Below are 2,818 nucleotides of genomic sequence, written 5' to 3' on the forward strand. Positions count from 1 at the left end.
GATCGCCCCATTGCATCAACAGCCGCGCCCGCTGTTCCCAGCCGGCAGCATTCTGAAATGTCTCCAGCGCCGTCACCGCATCGACAGGCAAGCTCATCGCAACAGCTCCAACGCCTGATCCAGCGCTTCAAAGAACCGCTCCAGGTCTTCGGAATCGTTGTACAGCGCCAGCGATACCCGAATCGCCCCGGCCAGCTCGAAGCGCTTGAGCAGCGGCATGGCGCAGTGATGGCCGGCGCGCACGGCGATGCCCTGTTCGGTCAGCAAATGTGCCAGATCCGAGTTATGCACACCCTCGACGACAAAACTCGCCAGTGCCAGTTGCGGCTTGCCCAGCAGCCGAATGCCGTTACGTGCTTCAAGCCCCTTGAGCAAATAGTCATGCAGCGCGGCTTCATGGGTGTTTACGGCGTCCTGGTCGAGCCCGGCCAGATAATCCAGTATCGCCCCCAAACCAATCACACTGGCAATCGGCGGCGTTCCAGCCTCGAAACCCAGCGGGGCAGGGCGAAAGCGTGCGTGTTGGTAATCCGCGTCCAGCACCATTTCGCCACCAAATTGCCAGTGGCGCAGTTGTTTCAACGCTTCATTGCGACCGTACAACACGCCGAGTCCGTCGGGACCGTAGAGCTTGTGACTGGAAAATACATAAAAGTCGCAACCCAGTGCCTGCACGTCATGCCGACCATGCACTACGCCTTGCGCGCCATCGACCACGGTCAATGCGCCGTGGGCTTGAGCCATCGCTAACAGCTCGGCCAACGGCTGCCAGGCGCCAAGCACGTTGGACAGCTGACTGACCGCCAGCAAGCGGGTTCGTGGATTGATCAACTGTGCTGCGGCATCCAGGTCGATCAACCCGGCAGTGTCCAGCGGCAAGATCACCAGTGTCAGCTCGCGCCGCTGGGCCAGTTGCTGCCATGGCAGCAGGTTCGCGTGATGCTCCAGGGCGCTGATGACGATCTCATCGCCCGGATTGAATAGAGGTTCAAGGCCATACGCCAAGAGGTTCAGCGCGGAGGTCGCGCCGTGAGTAAAAATGATCTGCCCGCCATCGCCGGCATTCAGCCAGTGGGCGACTTTACTGCGGCTGGCCTCGAACGCCTGGGTGGCATGGGCGCCGGGCAAGTGTTGGGCCCGATGCACATTGGCTGCGCCGTTGGCGTAGTAGTGCGTCAGGGCATCCAGCAGGGCTTGAGGCTTTTGCGTGGTGGCGGCGTTGTCCAGATAGGTCTGGCCTTGCCGTTGCAGAGCGGCGATGGCCGGAAAATCGGCGCGCCAGGGAGAGGAAATCATCATGTTATTCGGCCCTGGTAAACATGGGCGGGTGTACGCCAGACCTTGTAGGAGCGAGCCTGCTCGCGATGGCGTCCGTAAGACCGCCAAAAAAGCATCGCGAGCAGGCTCGCTCCCACAAGTACCTGCGGCACTTAGTTGTGAGCGTGCAGCGCTTCGTTCAGTTCGATGGCCGATTTGTGGGTTTTGCATTCCACGGCACCGGTCTCCGAATTGCGGCGGAACAACAGGTCAGGTTGACCGGCCAGTTCACGGGCCTTGACGACTTTGACCAGCTTGTTGTGCTCGTCCAGCAGGGCCACTTTGGTGCCAGCGGTCACGTACAGGCCCGACTCAACGGTGTTGCGGTCGCCCAACGGAATACCGATACCGGCGTTAGCACCGATCAGGCAGCCTTCGCCGACCTTGATCACGATGTTGCCACCACCCGACAGAGTGCCCATGGTCGAGCAACCGCCGCCCAGGTCCGAACCCTTGCCGACGAATACGCCAGCGGAAACGCGGCCTTCGATCATGCCCGGGCCTTCGGTGCCGGCGTTGAAGTTGACGAAACCTTCGTGCATCACGGTGGTGCCTTCGCCCACATAGGCGCCCAGACGGATACGCGCCGCGTCAGCGATACGTACGCCGGCCGGAACCACGTAGTCGGTCATTTTCGGGAACTTGTCCACCGAGAACACTTCCAGCAACTCGCCACGCAGACGGGCTTCCAGTTGATGCTCAGCCAGTTCGGACAGGTCGATGGCGCCCTGGCTGGTCCAGGCCACGTTCGGCAGCAACGGGAACACGCCGGCCAGGTTCAGGCCGTGCGGCTTGACCAGACGATGGGACAGCAGGTGCAGTTTGAGGTAAGCCTCAGGCGTGGAAGTCAGCTGAGCGTCTTCGGCCAGAAGGGTCGCGACCAGCGGCTTGTGGCTCTCGGCCAGACGGGTCAGCAGCGCAGCCTGGGCAGCGTCGACGCCTTTCAGTGCTTCAGCCAGTTGCGACGCCTGAGCGGTGCTGAACGCGATGGCCTGATTGCCTTCGGTGTAGCCCAGAACCGGTGCAATGGCCGCGACCAGTTCGGCCGACGGGTTGAGCAGTGGCTGTGCGTAAAAAACTTCCAGCCATGCGCCTTGACGGTTTTGAGTACCAACACCAAAGGCCAGGCTAAACAGGGTAGTGGACATGTAAATAACCTCTAACAAAATTGAACGGGCTGGCTTACTTGAGAGCTGCCGCGTAGATATCTGGCTTGAAGCCAATCAGGGTTCGGTCACCGAGATCGAGCACCGGGCGCTTGATCATCGAGGGTTGTGCGAGCATCAGCTCGATGGCTTTCGGCTGGTCGAGATCGGCTTTGCGTTCGTCGTCGAGCTTGCGAAAGGTCGTGCCAGCACGGTTCAGCACCGCTTGCCAGCCGTGCTCGTCGCACCATTGGGTCAGGTGTTCACGGTCGATTCCGGCCGTTTTGTAATCATGAAAGTCATAGCTGACAGCGTGTTCATCGAGCCAGGTGCGCGCCTTTTTCATGGTGTCGCAG

Annotated in this window: 3 protein-coding genes and 1 pseudogene; all 4 read right to left on the bottom strand. The window is 60.8% G+C overall.

From position 1 onward, the window contains the following. Window positions 1-97, bottom strand: a pseudogene (locus tag AC1DSG_RS29915) (SufE family protein); the annotation flags it as partial. Further along, window positions 94-1,299 carry an aminotransferase class V-fold PLP-dependent enzyme gene (locus AC1DSG_RS29920; RefSeq protein WP_477794094.1) on the bottom strand — a complete coding sequence of 402 codons (1,206 nt, stop codon included), beginning with the start codon at window positions 1,297-1,299 and terminating at the stop codon, window positions 94-96. The pseudogene AC1DSG_RS29915 and the gene AC1DSG_RS29920, both read right to left, overlap by 4 nt. A 131-nt stretch (window positions 1,300-1,430) precedes the next feature. After that, complete coding sequence (gene dapD / locus AC1DSG_RS29925) at window positions 1,431-2,465, bottom strand: 2,3,4,5-tetrahydropyridine-2,6-dicarboxylate N-succinyltransferase (RefSeq protein ID WP_477794095.1); 1,035 nt, start codon at window positions 2,463-2,465, stop codon at window positions 1,431-1,433. Window positions 2,466-2,499: 34 nt separating this feature from the next. Beyond that, window positions 2,500-2,818: arsenate reductase (locus tag AC1DSG_RS29930; protein ID WP_477794096.1), on the bottom strand; the 319-nt coding region annotated here is incomplete at its 5' end.

The sequence above is a fragment of the Pseudomonas sp. P5_A12 genome (genome assembly GCF_056400685.1).